Genomic DNA, 20,700 nt, shown 5'->3' on the forward strand with positions numbered 1-20,700 from the left:
GACTTAAGGTTTGCCGGCGATCACCCTGGGCTACCTTGTACGACATGCGCGTGATCACGCAGAACGTCCTGGGGCGCCAGCAGGACTGGCCGACCCGGCGGGCGGTGCTCCAGGCCGGGTTCGCCGAGCTGGCACCGGACGTCGTGCTGTTCCAGGAGGCCGTCGTCACCGAGGACTACGACCAGGTCCGGGACATCCTCGGTGACGGCTACCACGTCGCGCACCAGACCAACCGCGTCGTCGACGGCGACGTGGGCTCCGGGATCTCGGTCGCCAGCAGGTGGCCGCTGGGTGTGGAGCGGGAGATCGACCTGCGGGTCGGACCGCGCACCGCGGACTTCCCGGCCGGCGCCCTGGTCGTCGACGTGCAATGGGACCGGCCGGAGCCGTTGCTGGTGGTCAACCACAAGCCGTCGTGGGCGACCGACCTGGAGTACGAGCGTGAGGCGCAGGCGGTCACCACGGCCCGGTTCGTGGCGGAGATCGTCGCCAGGACCGGCCAGCACGTGGTCCTCGGCGGCGACTTCGACGCGATGCCCGAGGCGGGCTCGATCCGGTTCTGGCGCGGCCTGCAGTCCCTGGACGCGTTCAGCGTGGCCTACCGGGACGCCTGGGAGCTCGTGCACGGCCAGGCGCCCGGTGCCACCTTCGCTCCCTCGGAGAACGGGCTCGTAGAACGCCACTGGCAGACCGACCTGGACCGGCGCATCGACTACCTGCTGGTCCGCTGCGGCCGGGCCGGGCCGACACTGCGGGTGGCCGAGTGCGAGCGGGTCTTCGCGGGTCCCGTGGCCGGGGCGTGGGGGAGCGACCACATCGGTCTGATGGCTCGACTGGAGGTCTGGTGATGGCGGATCCGGCACGGACCGAGACCGAGGGCTCCGAGCGCGCGCCGGGCTGGCGCGACGGCCGGATAGGCCGGCTCACCCTGCGCTGTGTGCAGCTGGTGGTGATCGCGGTCGCGGTGTGGGTGGTCGGTCAGATCCTGGGCCGGATCGCGTTCGTCGCGGTTTCGGCGGCCGTGGCCGTCCTGCTCGCCGCGCTGTTCGTCCCCGGGGTGCGGCTGCTCGCCGACCGCGGCGTGCCCCGCTGGCTCGCGACGCTGGTCGTACTGCTCGCCGGGCTGGTCTTGCTCGGCGGCCTGGTCGCCTTCATGGTGGGGTCGGTCATCAACGGCCTGCCCGACCTCGGCGCCCGGTTGACCGAGAGTTACGACCAGCTGCGCGGGTGGCTGACCGGGCTCGGCGTCAGCGGTGAGCAGCTGGACCGGATGCTGACCGAGGCGAAGGACTGGGTCGCCACCAACCGGGCGAGCCTCCTGTCCGGCGTCTGGGGTGTCGTCTCGACGGCGGGGACGCTGCTGGGTGGGCTGGTCCTGGCGATCTTCCTGCTGATCTTCTTCGTGCACGACGGCAGGCGGCTGTGGCGGGGTGCGGTCCGCCCGCTGGCGCCGGCGACCCGAGAGCGGGTGACGGCCGCGGGGGAGCGCGCCTTCCACGACCTGACCTCCTACGTCCGGACGACGATGGTCGTCGCGTTGATCGACGCGGTCGGGATCGGCCTCGGGCTGTGGATCACCGGTGTGCCGCTCGTGCTGCCGCTGGCGGGGCTGGTGTTCCTCGGCGCGTTCATCCCGCTGATCGGGGCGTTCGCCTCCGGCCTTGTCGCCGTGCTGATCGCGCTGGTCACCCAGGGGCCGGTGGTCGCCCTGATCATCGTGGGCGTCGTCGTGCTCGTCCAGCAGCTCGAGGGGAACCTGCTCGAGCCGCTGCTGATGAGCCACTCGGTTCGGCTGCACCCGGTGGCGGTGATCCTGGGCGTGGCGATCGGCGCCGAGCTGGCCGGGGTGGTCGGCGCGCTGCTGGCCGTGCCGGTGATGACCACGTTGCGCGCGGCGACCGCCCCGTCGCTGCCCCCCGAATGACCTACTGCAGGTAGCCCTCGACCACGTTCGCCGGCCGGGCGCTCGCCTCGTCGGGGTCCTCGCCTGCCCGCCGGCGGGCCCGCCGCTGGCGCAGCAGGTCCCAGCACCGGTCGAGCTCCACCTCGATCTCCCGCAGCCGGTCCGGGTTGGGCTCGCCGCCGCGCTCGATCTCGTGCTCCTCGTGGATCAGCTCGTTGATGCGTGCCGCGAGCTGCTTGTCGTCCATCGGGTCTCCCTCCGCGTGTCCCTCGGGGGTACGGGTACCCCGCCCATGACCACGGAAGCGTCAGAACAGCACGAACGATTCCGCGGGGACCGTCACGTGGGTGCCGGTGACCTCGGCAGCCGCCGAGGCGAGCAGCGGCTCGCCCGGCTGGAGGTCGAGCAGGACCTTGGCCTCCTCGGTGCCCAGGTTCACCACCAGGCGCCGTTGGCCGCGGGACAGGACCAGGTAGGAGTCCCGACCCTCCACCTGGAACTCGTCCAGCCTCGGGTCGGCCAGCTCGGGGTGCGCCCGACGCAGGGCGATCAGCTGCCGGTAGGTGTCGTAGACGGCCCGGTGCCCCGGTTCGTCCAGCTCCGACCAGCGCAGGGTGGAGCGCTTCACGGTGGCCGGGTCCATCGGGTCGGGCACCTCGCTCTCGCCCCAGCCGTGCTCGGCGAACTCCTTGCGCCGACCGTTACGCACGGCAGCGGCCAGCTCCTCGTCCTCGAAGGAGGCGAAGAACTGCCACGGGGAGCTCGCCGCCCACTCCTCGCCCATGAACAGCATCGGCGTGTAGGGCGAGCACAGCATGATCGCCGCGCCGCAGAGCATCCGCTTCGTGGAGATCGTCGCGGTCATCCGGTCGCCCTGTGCCCGGTTCCCGATCTGGTCGTGGTTCTGCAGGTAGATCAGGAAACGGTGACCGGAGTGGCGGCTCGGATCGATCGGCCGGCCGTGGGTACGACGCCGGAACGAGGACCAGGTGCCGGCGTGGAAGTAGGCGCCCCGCAGCGTGGTGAGGAGCGCACCCGGCTGGCCGAAGTCCGCGTAGTAGCCGTCGGTCTCCCCGGTGAGCGCCACGTGCAGCGCGTGGTGCAGGTCGTCGCACCACTGGGCCTCCAACCCGAAGCCGCCGGCGTCGCGCGAGGTCACCAGCTTCGGGTCGTTCAGGTCGGACTCGGCGATGAGGTGCAGCGGCCGGCGCAGGCCGGCGGAGAGCGCGTCGGTCTCCCGGGCCAGCTCCTCGAGCAGGTGGGTGGCCCCCCGGTCGGTCAGCGCGTGCACCGCGTCCAGTCGCAGGCCGTCCAGGTGGTAGTGGCGCAGCCAGTCCAGCGCGTTGTCGATCACGTAGCGGCGGACCTCGGCGGAGTCGGGGCCGTCCAGGTTCAGCGTCGGGCCCCAGATCGTGCTGCCGGCGAAGTAGGGACCGAACCGGTCGAGGTAGGCGCCGGACGGACCGAGGTGGTTGTACACCACGTCGAGGAGTACGCCCATGCCACGCCCGTGGCAGGCGTCGACGAACCGCTTGAAGGCGGTGGGACCGCCGTAGGGATCGTGCACCGCGCCCCACGCCACGCCGTCGTAGCCCCAGCCCGCGGTCCCGTCGAACGCGTTGACCGGCTGCACCTCGACGAAGTCGACGCCCAGCTCGACGAGGTGGTCGAGGCGTTCGATCGCGGCGTCGAAGGTGCCCTGTTCGGTGAACGTGCCCACGTGCAGCTCGTAGATCACCCCGCCGGCGAGCGGCCGGCCGGTCCAGCCGGTGTCGGTCCAGGCGAAGGCTCCGTGGTCGTAGCGCCGGGACGGGCCGTGGACCCCCGCCGGCTGCCAGCGCGAGCGCGGGTCGGGCAGCGGCGTCTCCTCGTCGTCCAGCAGGAACGCGTAGTCGATGCCCTCGCCGTCGAGCACGAAGGCGAAGTCGGTGTCGGCGGCCCCGCGGACCTCGGCGTGCCACCAGCCGCGATCGTCGCGGGTCATCTCGTACCGGTCGGAGCCGATCGCGAGGCGGACCCGCTCGCGGTGCGGCGCCCAGACGGAGAAGGTCTCGTCGGTCATCGGTTCTCCCGGACGAGCAGGGCGACGGGGTAGCGGTCGAGCAGCTCGGCCAGCGGGACGACCGGTGGCACCGGCCGGTCGGTCAGCCGGTCGGTCCAGGTGCCCGGGGGCAGCGCGAGAACGGTGTCCTGCCAGCCGGTCCTGGCGAGTCCGACCGGCAGCCGGGTGGCCACGGCGGCGACACCGTCGCGGTGGAAGGCCAGGGCGTGGCGAGCGGCCGGCCCGTCGGCATACAGCGGCCGGTAGCCGGTGAACAGCTCCGGACGCTCGCGGCGCAGGCGCAGGGTGGTGCGCACGACGTGCAGCTTGGCGGCTCCGGTGTCGTCGACCTCCGGGAGCCAGCCCTGCTCGAGCCGGTCGAGCAGCTCGCCGCGGGCGGCGAAGTCGACCGGCCGGCGGTTGTCCGGGTCCACCAGTGACAGGTCGAACAGCTCGGTGCCCTGGTAGACGTCGGGCACGCCGGGGCCGGCGAGCTGCAGCAGCTTCTGCCCCAGCGCGTTGGACCAGCCCGGTCCCTTGATCCGGTCGACGAACGCCTCGACCTCGGCAGCCAGCTCGGCGTCGCCGAGCACGGCGGCCGGCCAGGCGTTGACCGCCGCCTCGAACTCCTCGTCGTGGTCCACCCAGCTCGTGCGGACCTTGCTCTCCTTGGCGGCCTTGTCCAGGTAGGCGGCGAGCCGCTCGGGGGTGACCGGCCAGGTGCCCAGCAGCGACTGCCAGGCCAGCAGCTCCAGCGTCGGCTCGCCGATGCCCCGCCGCGCCGACCACCGGCGAGCGAGACCGGCGAACTCGTGCGGCAGCTCGGACAGGACCGCGATGCGGGCCCGGACGTCCTCGGAGCGCTTGGTGTCGTGGGTGGACAGCGCGGTCATCCCCGCGGCCCAGGCGGCCTCCCGCGCGGCGGCTCCGGCGTGGAACTCCTCGGGGGTGACCCCGAACCGGTCGGGGGCGCCGCCGACCTCGTTGAGCGCGGTCAGCCGGGGGAAGCGGTAGAAGGCGGTGTCCTCGTCGCCCTTGGCCACCACCATGCCGGAGGTCTGCTGGATGCGGGTGGCCAGCTCGCCCCGGGGCTCCGCCCGGACGGTGCGGTCGATCGTGTCGATCGCCTCGGCCAGGTCGGGCCGGGAGGCGCGGGCGGTTTCGACGGCCGCCCGCCAGCTGGCCAGTCCTTCGGGCAGGTAGGACCGGTAGACGGGGAAGGCGACCATCAGCTCGGCCACCGCCTCGGCGGGGACGCCGGGCGCGAGCGCGGCGATCCGGCGCATCTCGGCGACCAGGGAGCGCTCGGTGATCAGCCGGCGGCTGCGCCGCTCCTCGACGTGGAACGCCGGGGTCGCGGCCAGCTCGGTCAGCGGCTCCTCCCCGGCCGGGTCGACGAACACGCCGCCGACCTGGCGCAGGGTGTCGTAGCCGGTCGTGCCGTGCACCGGCCACGAGGCCGGCAGCTCCTCGCCGGCCGCGAGGATCTTCTCCACCACCAGCCAGCAGTCGGCGTTCTCGCGCAGCCGGGCGAAGTAGCCGCCGGGGTCGGCCAGACCGTCGGGGTGGTCGATGCGCAGCCCGTCCACCTCCCCGGCCCGCACCCAGCGCAGGACCTCGGCATGGGTGTCGGAGAAGACCTGGGGGTCCTCGACCCGCACCGCGGCCAGCGAGGTGATGTCGAAGAATCGGCGGTAGCCCAGCTCGGCGTTGCCCCGCCGCCAGTGCACGAGGCGGTAGTGCTGGCGCTCGTGCACCTCGGCGGCGCTGCCGGACTCCGTACCGGGGGCGATCGGGAACTCGTGGTCGTAGTAGGCCAGCCGCCCGTCCCGCAGCTCGAGCTCGCCCTCGTCGCCGAGGATCGGGAGCAGGATCGGCCCGCGCGACCAGTCGATGTCGAAGTGGTCGGCGTAGCGGGACTCCCGGCCGTGCGTGAGCACGTCCCACCACCAGGGGTTGGCCGAGGGGACCTCGACCGACATGTGGTTGGGCACCAGGTCGAGGACGAACCCGAGCCCGTGCTCGCGGGCCGCCTTGACCAGCCGCTGGCGAGCCTGCTCGCCGCCCAGCTCGGGGTTGGCCGTGGTCGGGTCGACGACGTCGTAGCCGTGTGTCGAGCCGGGCGCGGCGGCGAGCAGGGGCGAGGTGTAGACGGCACCGACGCCCAGCCGCTCGAGGTAGGGCACCAGACCCGCGGCGGCGTCCAGGTCGAACGCCGGCTGCACCTGGATCCGGTAGGTGGAGCTCGGAACGTAGGTCACTCCGGGGCCTCCGTGCGCTGCAGGACGAGCAGGGAGCGCGCGGCGACCGGGATGGTCCCGCTCGCCCCCACGACGCGGGCCGCGGTCGGCTGGTCGCCGGCGACCACGCCGACCACCACACCGCCGCCGGACTCGGCCTGGACCTCGCCGGTCGCGGTGTCGAGCACGACGGCCCACTCGGTGCCGTAGCTGTCGCCCGGCACGGTCATCTCGAGCTCGTCGTCGTGGGCGTTGAAGCACAGCAGGAACGAGTCGTCGGTCACCCGCTCGCCCCGGCGGTCCCGGTCGGTGATGCCGTCGCCGTTGAGGAAGACCATGATGCTGCGGCCGAAGCCGGACTCCCAGTCCTCGTCGGACATCTCCTCCCCGGCCGGGGTGAACCAGGCGATGTCGCGCAGCTCCTCGCCGCGGCGGATCGGCCGGCCGGCGAAGAAGCGGCGGCGGCGGAACACCGGGTGGTTGCGCCGCAGCGCGATCGCCGCCCCGGTGAACTCCACCAGGTCCGCGTTGTCCTCCAGGGTCGACCAGTCGATCCAGGACAGCTCGTTGTCCTGGCAGTAGCCGTTGTTGTTGCCCCGCTGGGTGCGGGCGAGCTCGTCGCCGTGCAGGATCATCGGCACGCCCTGGGACAGCAGCAGCGTCGCGAGCATGTTCCGGCGCTGCCGGGCACGGAGCTCGTTGACCTTCTCGTCGTCGGTCGGCCCCTCCGCGCCGCAGTTCCACGAGCGGTTGTCGTCGGCGCCGTCCCGGTTGCCCTCGCCGTTGGCCTCGTTGTGCTTCTCGTTGTAGGAGACCAGGTCGTTGAGCGTGAAGCCGTCGTGCGCGGTGACGAAGTTGATCGAGGCGTAGGGCCGCCGGCCGTCCTCCTGGTAGAGGTCGGAGGAGCCGGTGATGCGGGAGGCGAACTCCCCGAGGGTGGCCGGCTCCCCGCGCCAGAAGTCGCGGACCGTGTCGCGGTACTTGCCGTTCCACTCCGTCCACAGGGGAGGAAAGTTGCCGACCTGGTAGCCGCCGGGGCCGACGTCCCACGGTTCGGCGATCAGCTTGACCTGGCTGATCACCGGGTCCTGCTGCACCAGGTCGAAGAACGTTGACAGCCGGTCCACGTCGTAGAACTCCCGGGCGAGCGTCGCGGCGAGGTCGAAGCGGAACCCGTCGACGTGCATCTCGGTGACCCAGTACCGCAGCGAGTCCATGATCAGCTGGAGCGTGTGCGGGCTGCGGACGTTGAGCGAGTTTCCGGTGCCCGTGTAGTCCATGTAGTACTGCTTGTCGTCGTCGACGAGCCGGTAGTAGGACTCGTTGTCGATGCCGCGCATGGACAGCGTCGGCCCGAGGTGGTTGCCCTCGGCGGTGTGGTTGTAGACCACGTCGAGGATGACCTCGATCCCCGCCTCGTGCAGGGCGCGTACCATCGCCTTGAACTCCTGCACCTGGCTGCCCGGCATGAGGTTCACCGCGGCGTAGTCGTCGTGCGGGGCGAAGAAGCCGATCGTGTTGTAGCCCCAGTAGTTCGACAGCCCCTGCTCGAGGAGCCCGTGGTCGTGCAGGAACTGGTGCACCGGCATCAGCTCGACCGCGGTGACCCCGAGGCTGGTCAGGTAGTCGACCATCACCGGGTGCGCGAGGCCCGAGTAGGTGCCGCGCAGCTCCTCGGGGATGTCCGGGTGCAGCTTGGTCAGCCCGCGCACGTGGGCCTCGTAGATGACCGACTCGTTGTAGGGGGTGTTCGGCGGCCGGTCGTTGCCCCAGTCGAAGAACGGGTTGATCACCACGCCACGCATGCTGTGCGCGGCGGAGTCGGCGTCGTTGCGCTCGTCGGGTGAGCCGAAGGGGTAGCCGAACACCGACTCGTCCCAGTCGACCTGGCGCGTGGTCGCCTTGGCGTAGGGGTCGAGCAGCAGCTTGTTCGGGTTGCAGCGCGGGCCGGCGCCCGGCTCGTAGGGGCCGTGCACCCGGTAGCCGTACTCCTGGCCCGGTCCGATGTTGGGCAGGTAGCCGTGGTGGACGAACCCGTCGACCTCCGGCAGCTTGATCCGCGTCTCGTTCCCGTCGGGGTCGAACAGGCACAGCTCGACCCGCTCCGCGACCTCCGAGAACAGCGCGAAGTTGGTGCCGGCGCCGTCATAGGTGGCGCCGAGCGGGTAGGGGGAACCAGGCCAGGGCTGCACACGTGCTCCTCGGTGGGCGGTCGGGCGATCTCTACTACAACGTTAGGGGGCGCGGTGCCGGTCGGCTCATCGCGCCTGGTCGGCGCCAGCCCTACGTGACGGGACGTGCCGCGCGCAGCGCGGCCACCACGCGGCGGACCACGGGGTGTTCGAGCAGCTCCTCGACGGTGACGGGGAGCGGGATTCGCCAGTTCGGGTACTCGTCGACCGTTCCGGGCAGGTTGGGCTGGCGCACCTCGCCCAACGCGTCCTGCGGCGAGGTGAGCAGCAGGGTGCTCGCGGACGTGGCGAGCAGCGCGTGCAGCGCGACGACCAGGTCCTCCTCGCCGGCCTCGGCCGGCAGCAGGTCGTGCTCGGCCAGCTCCGCGAGCAGCTCGTCGCGGTCGGCGGCGCTGCGTTTGCGCTCCGCCTCCGGGTCGGCGAGCAGACCGAGCTCCTCGCGGACCCGCACGTTCTCGCCGCGCAGGAACCCGGCCGCGGTCGGCAGGTCGTGGGTCGAGATCGACGCCATCGCGGCCCTGGGCCAGCGGGAGGGTGCCAGCAACGGCTCGCCCGGTGCCTCGACGTCGCGCTGGAACCACAGCACGGCCGAGCCGAGCACGGCGCGATCGCGCATCGCCTCGCGGACCTCGTCGGACACCGTGCCCAGGTCCTCGCCGACGACGATCGCCGACGCCCGGTGGGCCTCGAGCGCGAGCACCCCGAGCAGCGCGTCCGCGTCGTAGCGCACGTAGGTGCCCTCGGCGGGGGGACGACCGGGTGGGATCCACCACAGCCGCCACAGGCCCATCACGTGGTCGACGCGGATCCCGTCCGCATGGGCCAGGACCGATCCGATGACGTCGCGGAACGGCGCGTACCCGGCGGCGGCCAGCCGGTCCGGGCGCCACGGCGGCAGGTTCCAGTCCTGGCCCTGTTGGCTGAACGCGTCGGGCGGCGCGCCGACGGTGACGTCGGAGGCCAGGACGTCCTGCAACGCCCAGGCGTCGGCTCCCGCCGGGTCGACGCCGACCGGGAGGTCGTGCACGATCGAGACGCCGGCGGCCTGCCCGGCCCGGTGGACCTCGGCCAGCTGCGTGCGGCACAGCTGCTGGACCCACGCGTGGAAGGCGACCCGCTGGCCCCCGGTGTCCACGCCACGCGGGTGGCGCAGGTGCTCCGGCCAGGTGCGCCAGTCCGCGCCGTGCTGCTCGGCCAGCGCGCAGAACGCCGCGAACTCGGCCAGCTCCGGCTCGGGGTCGGGAACCGGCCCCGCGTAGGGGAACAGCAGCTCGAGCGCCGCGAGCTTGGCGGCCCAGACGGCGTCGTAGTCGATCAGCTCGGCACCGGGCGGCGGGGCGAGCGCGGCGACGTTCGCCCGCACCTCGGGGGGTGCGGATCCGAACGCGTCGGTCTCGGTGACCCGCAGGTACAGCGGGTTGGCGAAGCGGCGGCTGGAGGGGGAGTAGGGCGAGCGCTGGAGCGGCCGGACGGGGGTGATCGCCTGGACCGGGTTGACCAGCATCACCGAGGCACCCTGCTCGGCCGACCCCTGGACCAGGGCACGGAGGTCGGCGAGGTCGCCGATGCCCCAGGAACCAGATGAGTGCAGGGCGTAGAGCTGCACCATCCAGCCCCAGGCCGGCGGCACGGGCGGCAGCGCGGGTGGGGTCACCACCACGGCCGTCCGCTGCTCGCCGGAGAGCAGGGTGTGGTAGCCGAGCGGGAGGTCGGCGGGGAGCCGGTCGGACACCGCGCGCAGGGTGCCGTCCTCGAGCGTGAGCTCACCCTCCACGCCCAGCGGCGGGGTCTCGCCGGCGCGGACCACGAGCGGGTCCGGTACGGCGATCCGCCCGTGGCGCTTCAGCGCGTCGGACAGCGAGGCACGCACCGAAGCGGGCGTGCCCGCGTCGACGCCGAGCTCGGCGAGTACCGCCGCCACCACGTCGGGGGCCACCTCGACGCGACGGCGGTCGGTGTCTTCGTACCAGGTCGAAACTCCGTGTGCGGCGGCGAGCGCCTGCAGCTCAGCGTCCATTCGCGACCGGTCAGCGCTGCGCGACGGGCGGCGCGAGGTCCTCCCGGGCACTGAGCAGCGCGGAGCGGGCACCGGCCGGGTCGTCGGCGCCCAACCGCTCGCGGGCGTCGCGCACGGCGTGCACGGCGTGCTCGATTCGGCAGGTCTCGCCGGTCGCGGCGGTCCAGGCCAGGCCGCTGACGAGCATGTCCTCGAGGCGGTGCAGGGCCGGCCCGTCCGGCGCCGCTCCGTCGGACAGCTCGACGAGGACCGAGTCGACGACCTTGCGCAGGCGGTCACCCGGCTGGGGGAGGGAGCGGCGGCGCGTCATGGGCGCCGGAATCCCGGTTCGGTAGTGTTCGTGGACGTCGTGGGACAATCGTTGCTTGGCCACCGTGGCTCCCCGCAAAATGGAGTGATTCGCAGGGCCGGCCGGACCCGCGGCCAGCCTGTACCCGATCCTCGCACGGTTAAACCACCCAGCCCAGAGCAAGTTCTCTACGTCACCCGACAGGCGGCTCATGACTCCGCTCGGCGAGCGGGATCGAGGTGTGATGGTATGGAACGGGTGAACACGTTCAGGGGACGACTCGCGTCGATCGTGGACAAGGTGGATGAGCGCCTTGGCGACGGGCTCGAGGCCGCGCTGTGCGCTCACCACGCCCGCCGGCTGCGCCGCCTCGGCTGGGATGCCGCGTTGGCACCCGGCTCCGCCGGGGGTCTGTTCGGGGATCGGGCACCCGTCCGGGAGGGCAACGACGTCGCTGTGCTCATCGACGGGCAGGAGGCGCTGACCGCGATCCAGGCGGCCATCCAGGGCGCCCGCTCGCACGTGCACATCGCCAACTGGCACGCCACGCCCGACTTCCGGCTCGTGCGCGAGGACGGCGCGCCGACCCTGCGCGAGCTGCTCGCGGAGACCGCGGAGCGGGTGCCGGTGCGCCTGCTGCTCTGGGCCGGTCCGCCGGTGCCCGTGTTCCAGCCGACCCGCCGCCTGGTCAAGCAGGCGCACGCCCGGTTCACCGAGGGGAGCGCGGTGCGCTGTGCGATGGACGCCCGCGAGCGCACCATGCACTGCCACCACGAGAAGATCGTGATCGTCGACGACGAGGTGGCCTTCGTGGGCGGCGTCGACTTCACGGCGCTGGAGGGCGACCGGCACGACAGCAGTGACCACCCGCCGGACCGGCCGATCGGCTGGCACGACCTCATGGTCCGGGTCGAGGGCCCGGCGGTGGCCGACGTGGCGAAGCACTTCCACAGCCGGTGGACCGAGGTCACCGGCGAGGACGTGCCGCCGCCGCGGGTGGCGGAACCGGCCGGTCGTTCGACGGTCGCGACGCTGCGCACGATCCCGGACGGGACCTACGACTTCGCGCCGCGGGGCGAGTTCACCATCCTCGACTCCTACCTGCGCGCGCTGCGCTCCGCGCGCCGGCTGATCTACCTGGAGAACCAGTTCTTCTGGTCCCCGGAGATCGCCGAGGTGCTGATCGACAAGCTGTGCGACCCGCCGTCGGACGACTTCCGGATCGTGTTGCTGCTGCCGCGCAAGCCGAGCAACGGCGCGGACACCACACGCGGCCAGCTCGGGCGGCTGTTCGCGGCCGACCACACGGTTGGCAACCGCCGGCTGCTGGCGGCGACGATCAGCACCCACGACGGGCAGGACTCGTGCCCGGTGTACGTCCACGCCAAGCTCGGCATCGTCGACGACGAGTGGATGACCGTCGGTTCGGCCAACCTCAACGAGCACTCGCTGTTCAACGACACCGAGGTCAACCTGGCCACCGACGACCGGGAGCTGATCCGGGAGACCCGGCTGCGGCTGTGGGCCGAGCACCTGCAGCGTTCGGTGTCCGAAGTAGACGGTGACCCGACCGCGGTGGTGGACGACTGCTGGCGCCCGATCGCCACCGAACAGGCCGAACGGGAGAGGCGCGGGCAGCCGCGAACCCATCGGCTCACGTTGCTGCCCGGCCTCTCCCGTCGGGTCGCCCGCCTGCAGGGCCCGCTGCGGGGCCTGCTGGTCGACGGGTAGCCACGTTGGCTAGGGCACGTCCTACGCCCTGGCCAGCGCCGCAGTCAGCCGGCCGCGGACCAGGGTGGTGTAGGCGGCCTGGCCGGCGGTGTTGGGGTGGTAGGACTCGAGGATCGGGGTGGACAGGCCGTTGATCCACTCGGCGTCGTCGCAGACCGCGTGTCCGGTGAAGGCCGAGCGGACGTCGACGAAGGTGAAGCCGTGGGCGGCGGCGCGCCCGCCGATGGTGGTCGCGAGCAGGTCGGCGGTGGCGTTGAGCGAGGTCTGCTCGGCGCGGCTGATCCGGGCCAGCGCGTTGCACTCCTGCCCGTTGAACAGGCGGGGGTAGCCCACGACCGCGACCTGCGCGTTGGGTGCCCGGTTCCGGATCTGGGTGTAGAGGTTGTCCAGCAGGCCGGGCAGCGTGTTGCGGATGAAGGTGTTGGCGTTGTTGATCTGGCTGGTGCAGGTGAACGGCCAGGGCAGGGCGCACTGTGTGATCACGTCGGCGAAGCCGGCATCGTTGCCGCCCACCGAGACGGTGACGTAGGCGGTGCTGGCGTTGAGGCTGCCGAGCTGGTTGAGGACATCCGGTACCTCGGCGCCGGAGCAGGCGGCGAAGGTCAGCGGTGCGCCCAGCTGCTGGGCGACGAGCACGGGGTAGGCCCGCGGGGAGCGGTAGCAGGAGCCGCTGTCCGGGTAGTAGGTGCGGGTGCCGACTCCGGAGGAGTAGGAGTCGCCAAGGGCGGTGTAGGGACCGGCGGCGGCCTGGGCGGGTTGGACGCCGGTTAACGTCAGTGCGGCGGTCAGGGCGGTGAGCAACGCTGCTCGGATGACTCGCATGGGTTCCTCCACACGGATTCGGCCCGGTAGCAGGGGATCCGGGCTGCTCCCAGCGTGGAGGTCCCGTGTGGACGGCGGCAATCGGCCATCAAGGTGGAAGATTTCCCGGTAAGAATCCTGACCCGCAACTTTCTGTCAGGTGGGTTCCTGCTCGTTCACGTTTTCGTCAGCCCGCGGTCAGCCGGGCGCGGACCTGGGCGGCATAGCTGGCGTGGCCGGCGACGTTCGGGTGGTAGGAGTCGACGACGGGGTTGGACAGCCCGTTGATCCACTCGGCGTCGTCGCAGACCGCGTGTCCGACGAAGGCCGAGCGGACGTCGACGTAGGCGAAGCCGTGGGCGGCGGCGCGCCCGGCGATGGTCGTGGCGAGCAGGTCGGCGCTGGCGTTGAGCGCGCTCTGCTCGGCAGGGCTGATCCGGGCGAGCGCGTTGCACTCCTCGCCGTTGAACAGGCGCGGGTAGCCCGCGACGGCGACCCGGGCGCCGGGGGCCCGGGTGCGGATCTGCCGGTAGAGGTTGTCCAGACGTCCGGGCAGCGTGTCGCGGATGAAGGTGTTGGCGTTGTTGACCTGGCTGGTGCAGGTTGCCGGCCAGGGCAGGGCGCACTGGGTGACCATCGCGGCGAAGCCGGCGTCGTTGCCCCCGGCCGAGACGGTGACGTAGGCGGTGCTGGCGTTGAGGCTGCCGAGTTGGTTCAGCACGTCGGCGATGTCCGCGCTGGAGCATGCGGGGAAGGTGAGCGGGGCACCCAGCTGCTGGGCGACGAGGACGGGGAAGGACTGCGGCGAGCGGTAGCAGGAGCCGCTGTCCGGGTAGTAGTTGCGAGCGCCGACTCCCGAGGAGTAGGAGTCGCCGAGGGCGACGTAGGGGCCGGCGGCCGCCTGCGCGGGTTGGGTGCCGATCAGGGCCAGCGCGGCGGTGAGCGCGGCGAACAAGGCCGCACGGATGACTCGCACGCATCCTCCAACGGGATCGTTCCGGGAGCGGGAGATCCCGGACTGCTCCCAGCGTGGGTCCCGTGTGGACTGCCAACAATCGGCCAACCAGGTAGAATTTTTCCGGTAGGCAGTCTGTCCGGTTACCTTCTGTCAGCGTTTGTTCGATCTTGCTGGGGGGTAACAGGCTTTCGTGCCACTGACCTTTGGTGTCGAAGAGGAGTTCCTGCTGGTCGACGCGGACGGCCAGCTCGCGGGACAGGGTCCGGAGGTGGTCCGCGCCACCGACGATCCCCAGGGTGAGATCGAGACCGAGCTGACCCTGTGCCAGGTGGAGTCGGCGACGGGGATCTGCCACACGCCGGAGGGTGTGCTCGGCCAGCTCGTCACCCTGCGCTCCGGCCTGGCCGAGGCCGCGAGGCCGCGCGGGCTGCGGGTGCTGCCCAGCGGCGCGCCGGTGCTGCCGGAGGAGAGCGGGCCGGAGATCACGCCCAAGGCGCGCTACCTGCGGATGGCCCGCCACTTCGGCGCCACCGCGCGCGGCGGGGCTACCTGCGGCTGCCACGTGCACGTCGGCATGGCCGACCGGGAGCTGGGCGTGCGGGTGATCAACCAGGTGCGCGGCTGGCTGCCGGCGCTGCTGGCGGTGACCGCGAACTCCCCGTTCTCCGGCGGGGACACCGGGTACGCCAGCTGGCGGTACCAGAGCTGGTCGCGCTGGCCGTCGGCCGGGGCGCCGCCGGTGTTCGCGTCGCTGGACGAGTACGAGTCCATCGTGGACCAGATGCTCCGCTCTGGAGCGATCCTCGACAAGGCGATGGTCTACTGGGACATCCGCCTGTCCGACCACCAGCCGACCCTGGAGTTCCGCGTCTCCGACGTCGCCGCGACGGCCGGGGACGCCGCGCTGCTGGCGGTGCTGGTGCGCGGTCTGGTCACGCACGCCATGTCGTGGGGCGGCGCCGTGCCGGACATGCCCCCGTCGGTGCTGAGGGCCAACCTCTGGCGCGCCTCCCACGACGGTCTGAGTGGGGCGTGCCTGCACCCCCTGACCGGTGAGCTGGTCCCCCTGAACGCGCAGCTGTTCGACCTCCTGGAGATGATCAAACCCTCCCTCGGCGACGACGTCGACTTCGCGGTGGCGGGCCTGGCGAAGCTCCGCGAACAGGGCGGCGGCGCCGACCGCCAACGCGCCGCGTACGCCCGCCGCGGCAAACTCCGCGACGTGGTGGACGAGCTGGCCCTGCGGTGAGCCGCTGGGCGTGCGGCCGGGTGACCTTGTCGGTGCTCGGCCGTAGGCTCGCGGCATGTGTCGGAACATCACCGCCCTGCGTGGGCTCGAGCCCGCCGCCACGCCCGAGGAGATCGAGGCAGCCGCGCGGCAGTACGTCCGGAAGGTGAGCGGGGTGCAGTCGCTGTCGGACAGCACCCGTGAGCCGTTCGAGGCCGCGGTCGCCGAGATCGCGAAGGTCACCACGCGCCTGCTCGCCGAGCTCCCGCCCCGCCGCCAGCCGCCGACGACCGTACCGCCGCTGCGCCGGCCGGAGGTCCAGGCCCGCATCGCCGCCGCCGCGAGGAAGTAGCGCGAAGCGGGAGATTGTCCCCCTTCCCCGACTTTCTCGCTCGCCGGGATTCATGACATCCGCGTGTCGACGCGGTGACAATCTGCACTGACCGTCGGGTCCGATGATGCCGCACGATTGCTCCCGTCAGCGAGGACCGACGGGGCGGGAGCGAGTCGAATGGACCAGGACTACCAGCCATTCTGTATGGCTGATCCTTCGTTCTACGACGCGATGCACTCCGAGCGCACCGCCGGCGAGTCCTTCCGGACCGCCTCCCGCGAACTTCCCGAGGGATGGGTGCTGCGGCCGCAGGACGACTGGTTCGTCGTCGACCCCGCGCAGCGGCAGGAACTCCCCCTCCAGGGGTGGAAGATCCACGCCTCGGCCACCACCGAGAACGCCGAGCGGGTCCTCGGCACCATCTGGGACTACTGCGTCCCCCGCGGCATCTCCTTCAAGTTCCTCCGCTCGGCCACGGCCCTGCTCGCGCGGGTCTCCAAGTACGCCCCGCGCGGCGGCAGCGGCAAGCTCGTCACGGTCTACCCGGAGAACGAGGCCGCCTGCGAGACCATCCTCGCCGAGCTCGGGGCGCTGCTCGAGGGCGAGGAGAGCCCCTACATCCTCACCGACCTGCGCTGGGGCAAGGGCCCGCTCTACGTCCGCTACGGCGCCTTCGCCATGCGCTACATGGTCGACGAGCGCGGCCAGCTCACCCCGGCGATCGCCGACCCCGACGGGAACCTGGTGCCCGACCGGCGGGAGCCGGTGTTCCGGGTCCCGCCGTGGGTGACCCTGCCGGACTTCCTCGCCCCGCACCTCGAGGCGCGCAACGCGGTCACCATGACCGACGTGCCCTACGAGGTCGAGTCCGTGCTGCACTTCTCCAACGGCGGCGGGATCTACCTCGGCCGCGACACCCGCACCGGCGAGCGGGTGGTGCTCAAGGAGGGCCGGCCGCACGCGGGGCTCGACGCCTGGAGCCACGACGCGGTCCGCCGCCTCGAGCGGGAGCACGACACGCTGCGCCGCCTCGCCGGAATCCCGGGCATCCCGCGCGTGCACGACCTCTTCTGGCTCGGCGAGCACCGGTTCCTGGCCATGGAGTACGTCGAGGGCGACGTGCTCGGCAAGGCCATCACCCTGCGCTACCCGATGATCGACCCGACGGCGACGCCCGAGCGGTACGCCGAGTTCAGCGAGTGGGCCGTCGACATCCACCGCCAGGTGAGCGAGACCATCGCCCAGGTGCACGAGCGCGGCGTCGTCTACGGCGACCTGCACCTGTTCAACATCGTCGTGCGGCCGGACGACACGATCGCCCTGCTCGACTTCGAGGTGACCTCCAACGTCGAGGACGCCCACCGGCCGGGCCTGGGCAACCCCGGCTTCGCCCCGCCGCGCAGCCTCACCGGGTTCGACATCGACCTGTACTCGCTGGCCTGCCTGCGTCTCGCGCTGTTCCTGCCGATGACCAACCTGCTCGGCCTGCACCGCGTCAAGGCGCGGCACTTCGCCGACATCATCACCGCGAACTTCCCCGTCGACCGGGCCTTCCTGGACCCGGGTGTGGACGTGATCGTGCCCCCGGGCACCCCGTCGCTCCCGCACCCGCGGATCGAGCCTGACCGGGACGAGTGGCCGCGGCTGCGCGACGAGCTGGCCAGCGCGATCCGGGCCAGCGCCACGCCCGAGCGGGACGACCGTCTCTTCCCCGGCGACCCGCGGCAGTTCGCCGAGGGCGGGCTCGGCCTGGCCCACGGCGCGGCAGGCGTGCTGTACGCGCTCGATGTCACCGGCGCCGGTCGGGAGCCGCAGTACGAGGAGTGGCTGCTACGCCGCGCCGTGGACCCGCCGAGCGGCAGCCGGCTGGGCCTCTACGACGGCCTGCACGGCGCCGCCTTCGTGCTCGAGCACCTCGGCCACCGGCAGGCCGCGCTGGACGTCGTCGACATCTGCCTGCGCGAGGACTGGGAGAAGCTCGGCTCGGACCTGTACGGCGGCCTGGCCGGGATGGGGCTGAACCTGCTCGAGCTGGCCTCCCGGACCGGCGACCCGGCGCTGCGGGCAGCCGGCCTGCGGGCCGCCGAGCTGTTGGCCGACCGGCTGCCTGACCTGCCGGCCGCCTCGCCCGAGGACCCGCGGCCGATCTCCGGCGGCGGCCAGCCCCTGGCCGGGCTGCTGCGCGGCCGGTCGGGCCAGGCCGTGCTGCTGATGCGGGCCTACGACGAGACCGGGGACGAGGCGCTGCTCGACCACGCGGCGCTGGCGTTGCGGCACGACCTGAGCCGCTGTGTCGTCCGGGACAACGGCACCCTCGAGGTCAACGAGGGCTGGCGCACGATGCCCTACCTGGACGGCGGCAGTATCGGGATCGGCATGGCCCTGGACGAGTACCTGGCCCGCCGGCCCGCCGACGAGCACACCGACCGGTTCACCGATGCCAGCCGGCGCGCGTCGCTCGCCGCCCGGTCGCGGATGTACATCCTCCCCGGCCTGTTCACCGGCCGCGCCGGCATCCTGCTCTACCTCGTCGGCCGGTCCGCGGCCGCGGAGGACGTGGACCGCCAGATCCGCAACCTCGCCTGGCACGCGCTGCCCTACGGCGAGGGGATGGCCTTCCCCGGCACGGCGCTGCTGCGCCTGTCGATGGACCTGGCCACCGGCACCGCGGGCGTACTGCTCGCGCTCGGCGCCGCGCTGCACGAGGAGCCGGTGCACCTGCCGGGCCTCGCCCGCGCGGCGAGCACCACCACCCAGAGGACCCCCGCGTCGACCGGCGCGGGTCTGTAGGAAAAACACCCCACCAAGGAGAAGAAAATGGCGCTTCTGGACCTTCAGGGCATGGACAACGCTCCGCAGACCGGCAACACCGGTGGCAGCTCCAACTCGGGGCACTCCTGCCCGAGCAACCTCAGCGTGACCCTCTGCGACGGCTCGAGCGGCCTGAGCGTGCTGATCTGCCACTGATCACGTGATCGAGCGCCGGACCACCACACCCAGACATTGGTGGTAGGGCGACAAGCAAGGTGGACCGCGGTCCCGGACGACTGGCGTTCGTCCGGGGCCGCGGCCCGTGACCAGGAGTTTAGGACGTGTCCCGACAGCCCGTGATCGCGACCGGGACGCCGGCGGCACGCCCTCGGCGGCGGGAGAACCGGTGACCGCTTTCACCTCGATCGCCCGCCACGCCGGCGGCTGGCTCCCGGTGATCGGCGCGGCGTCCCTGCTCGGCACGCTCGGCGCGTTGGCCCTGCCGATCGTACTCGGCCGCGCCGTCGACGCGATCGTGTCCGGTGCGGACAGTGAGCTGTGGCTCGTGCTCGCCACCGGTCTCATCCTGCTCGGGGTGGTCACCGATCTCCTCGACGTGTTCGCCGGCACGGCGTGCGTGGCCGGCACGACGGCGTGGCTGCGGACGCGGCTGGTCCGCCACATCCTCGGCGCCGGCGACGCCGGCCGGCGCGGTCTGGACACCGGCGACCTGGTCAGCCGGGTCTCGGGCAACGCGGCCGAGGCCGCGCAGGCCGGGCCGAGCCTGGTGACCGTCGGCAGCGCGCTGCTGCCCTCGGTCGGCAGCCTCGCGCTGCTGGCCTACCTGGACCTCTGGCTCGCGGTGGCGTTCCTGGCCGGGCTCGTGCTGGTCGGGATCGTGCTGCGGGTCTTCACCCGGCGAACCGCCGAGGTGGTCACCGCCTACCTGGCGATCCAGGGCCGGATCGCCGCGCGGCTGGGCGAGTCGCTGGGCGGGGCGCGCACGATCGCCGCCGCCGGGACGCTCGAGCGGGAGCGGCGGCGGGTGCTCGGACCGCTCGCCCAGATGCGCGAGCAGGGCATGCGGAGCTGGCAGGTGCTCGCGTCGTCGGCGGCGCAGGGCGCGGTCGTCGGTCCGCTGGTCCTGGTGGCCGTGCTCGCCACCGGCGGCATCGCGCTGCACCAGGGGAGGATCACCCCCGGCGAGCTGTTCGCCGCCGGCCAGTACGCGATGATCGGCGCCGGCCTCGGCGGGCTGACCGGGGTGTTCGGTCGGCTGGCGCGGGCGCGGGCCGGGGTGAGCCGGGTCGGCGAGGTCCTCGACATCGCGCCGTTCGGCCACGGCGACACCGTCCTCCCGCCCGGGCCCGGCCGCCTGGAGCTGCGGGGCGTCACCGTGCGGGCCGGGGCGGTGGAGCTGCTGTCCGGTGTGGACCTGGAGGTGCCCGGGGGCGCGGCGGTGGCCGTGGTCGGGCACTCCGGCGCCGGGAAGTCGGTCCTCGCCGCGCTGGCGGCGCGGCTGCGCGACCCGGACGAGGGCACGGTCCTGCTCGACGGCGTCCCGATCTCCCGGCTGTCCCACGACGAGCTGCGAACGGCGGTCGGCTGCGCGTTCGAGCGCCCGGTCCTGGTCGGCGCGACGGTCGCGGAGGCCATCTCGCCGCACGCGGCGCCCGCCGAGGTCGAGTCGGCGGCCAGGGCGGTGCACGCCCACGAGTTCGTCAGCCGCCTGCCGCACGGCTACCACACCCCGCTGGCCTCGGCCCCGATGTCCGGCGGCGAACGCCAGCGGCTCGGCCTCGCCCGCGCCTGGCCCGCGGCCCGCCTCCTCGTCCTGGACGACGCCACCTCGAGCCTGGACATGGTCACCGAGATGCAGATCAGCCGAACCCTGACCGACGGCGGCGACCGAACCCGCCTTGTGGTCACCCACCGCCGCTCGACGGCCGCCCGAGCCGACCTCGTGGTCTGGCTGGACCGAGGCCGCGTCCGCGCCCTCGGCCCCCACGACCACCTCTGGACCAACCCCGACTACCGCAAAGTCTTCGGCTGACCAAGCCACCCCCCAAGGCCCACCCGACGACCAGCGGAACGGAGGAGAGAACCCCCGATGCGCCAGCCACCGCCCACCTCCACAACCGCCGCCTCAGGGGACCGTGACGCAACCCAGCCACCAGTACGCGCTCAAGCCGAAGGTTCCCGAGCGAAGGTGACC

At 72.5% G+C, this 20,700-nt stretch carries 16 protein-coding genes; 8 read left to right on the forward strand and 8 right to left on the reverse strand.

Features of this window, described 5'->3' with window-relative positions:
* Positions 1 to 44 precede the first annotated feature (44 nt).
* Positions 45 to 848 carry an endonuclease/exonuclease/phosphatase family protein gene (locus BU204_RS09200; protein ID WP_075125166.1) on the forward strand — a complete coding sequence of 268 codons (804 nt, stop codon included), beginning with the start codon at positions 45 to 47 and terminating at the stop codon, positions 846 to 848.
* The gene (locus BU204_RS09205) at positions 848 to 1,924 is read left to right on the forward strand and encodes an AI-2E family transporter (protein ID WP_083661138.1); all 1,077 of its coding nucleotides are present in this window, start codon (positions 848 to 850) and stop codon (positions 1,922 to 1,924) included. The genes BU204_RS09200 and BU204_RS09205 overlap by 1 nt, the downstream gene beginning before the upstream one ends.
* Before the next feature lies 1 nt (position 1,925).
* On the opposite strand, the gene BU204_RS09210 is transcribed toward BU204_RS09205, so the two are convergent.
* From BU204_RS09210 to BU204_RS09235, 6 genes are all read right to left on the reverse strand, one after another.
* Positions 1,926 to 2,150, reverse strand: a complete 225-nt coding sequence (locus BU204_RS09210) for a DUF2630 family protein (RefSeq protein WP_075125167.1) — start codon at positions 2,148 to 2,150, stop codon at positions 1,926 to 1,928.
* 60 nt (positions 2,151 to 2,210) lie between these two features.
* Positions 2,211 to 3,965 carry a malto-oligosyltrehalose trehalohydrolase gene (treZ, locus tag BU204_RS09215; protein WP_075125168.1) on the reverse strand — a complete coding sequence of 585 codons (1,755 nt, stop codon included), beginning with the start codon at positions 3,963 to 3,965 and terminating at the stop codon, positions 2,211 to 2,213.
* Positions 3,962 to 6,205, reverse strand: a complete 2,244-nt coding sequence (gene treY, locus BU204_RS09220) for a malto-oligosyltrehalose synthase (protein ID WP_075125169.1) — start codon at positions 6,203 to 6,205, stop codon at positions 3,962 to 3,964. The genes treZ and treY overlap by 4 nt, the downstream gene beginning before the upstream one ends.
* Entirely contained in the window at positions 6,202 to 8,376 is a 2,175-nt protein-coding gene (glgX, locus tag BU204_RS09225; RefSeq protein ID WP_075125170.1) for a glycogen debranching protein GlgX, read from the reverse strand. The genes treY and glgX overlap by 4 nt, the downstream gene beginning before the upstream one ends.
* Before the next feature lie 91 nt (positions 8,377 to 8,467).
* The gene (gene malQ, locus BU204_RS09230) at positions 8,468 to 10,393 is read right to left on the reverse strand and encodes a 4-alpha-glucanotransferase (RefSeq protein WP_075125171.1); all 1,926 of its coding nucleotides are present in this window, start codon (positions 10,391 to 10,393) and stop codon (positions 8,468 to 8,470) included.
* A 10-nt stretch (positions 10,394 to 10,403) separates the two neighbouring features.
* Entirely contained in the window at positions 10,404 to 10,703 is a 300-nt protein-coding gene (locus BU204_RS09235; RefSeq protein WP_075125172.1) for a hypothetical protein, read from the reverse strand.
* Positions 10,704 to 10,931: 228 nt separating this feature from the next.
* On the opposite strand from BU204_RS09235, the gene BU204_RS09240 reads away from it, so the two are divergent.
* A complete protein-coding gene (locus BU204_RS09240) occupies positions 10,932 to 12,413 on the forward strand; it encodes a phospholipase D-like domain-containing protein (protein WP_143229396.1) in 1,482 nt (493 codons plus the stop codon).
* 21 nt (positions 12,414 to 12,434) lie between these two features.
* Here the strand turns inward: BU204_RS09240 and BU204_RS09245 are convergent, their stop codons facing one another.
* Entirely contained in the window at positions 12,435 to 13,235 is an 801-nt protein-coding gene (locus BU204_RS09245; RefSeq protein ID WP_075125173.1) for an SGNH/GDSL hydrolase family protein, read from the reverse strand.
* A gap of 166 nt (positions 13,236 to 13,401) precedes the next feature.
* Positions 13,402 to 14,190: an SGNH/GDSL hydrolase family protein gene (locus BU204_RS09250; RefSeq protein WP_083661139.1), complete on the reverse strand. Its 789-nt coding sequence runs from the start codon at positions 14,188 to 14,190 to the stop codon at positions 13,402 to 13,404.
* Between the two features lie 172 nt (positions 14,191 to 14,362).
* Between BU204_RS09250 and BU204_RS09255 the strand changes: the two genes are divergently transcribed.
* The 5 genes from BU204_RS09255 to BU204_RS09270 all read left to right on the forward strand — a co-directional run bounded on the left by BU204_RS09255 (position 14,363) and on the right by BU204_RS09270 (position 20,538).
* Positions 14,363 to 15,421 (forward strand): carboxylate-amine ligase, encoded by a 1,059-nt coding sequence (locus tag BU204_RS09255; RefSeq protein WP_075125174.1) that lies wholly within the window; start codon positions 14,363 to 14,365, stop codon positions 15,419 to 15,421.
* Positions 15,422 to 15,476: 55 nt separating this feature from the next.
* Positions 15,477 to 15,752: a DUF2277 domain-containing protein gene (locus tag BU204_RS09260; protein WP_075125175.1), complete on the forward strand. Its 276-nt coding sequence runs from the start codon at positions 15,477 to 15,479 to the stop codon at positions 15,750 to 15,752.
* A 159-nt stretch (positions 15,753 to 15,911) separates the two neighbouring features.
* Positions 15,912 to 18,524, forward strand: coding sequence for a class III lanthionine synthetase LanKC (gene lanKC / locus BU204_RS09265; protein ID WP_075125176.1), 2,613 nt, complete (start codon positions 15,912 to 15,914; stop codon positions 18,522 to 18,524).
* 27 nt (positions 18,525 to 18,551) lie between these two features.
* A complete protein-coding gene (locus BU204_RS38980) occupies positions 18,552 to 18,701 on the forward strand; it encodes a SapB/AmfS family lanthipeptide (protein WP_143229398.1) in 150 nt (49 codons plus the stop codon).
* A gap of 190 nt (positions 18,702 to 18,891) precedes the next feature.
* A complete protein-coding gene (locus tag BU204_RS09270; RefSeq protein ID WP_075125177.1) occupies positions 18,892 to 20,538 on the forward strand; it encodes an ABC transporter ATP-binding protein in 1,647 nt (548 codons plus the stop codon).
* Positions 20,539 to 20,700 lie beyond the last annotated feature (162 nt).

The sequence above is a fragment of the Actinophytocola xanthii genome, assembly GCF_001921205.1.
GTDB classification, from domain to species: Bacteria; Actinomycetota; Actinomycetes; order Mycobacteriales; family Pseudonocardiaceae; genus Actinophytocola; species Actinophytocola xanthii.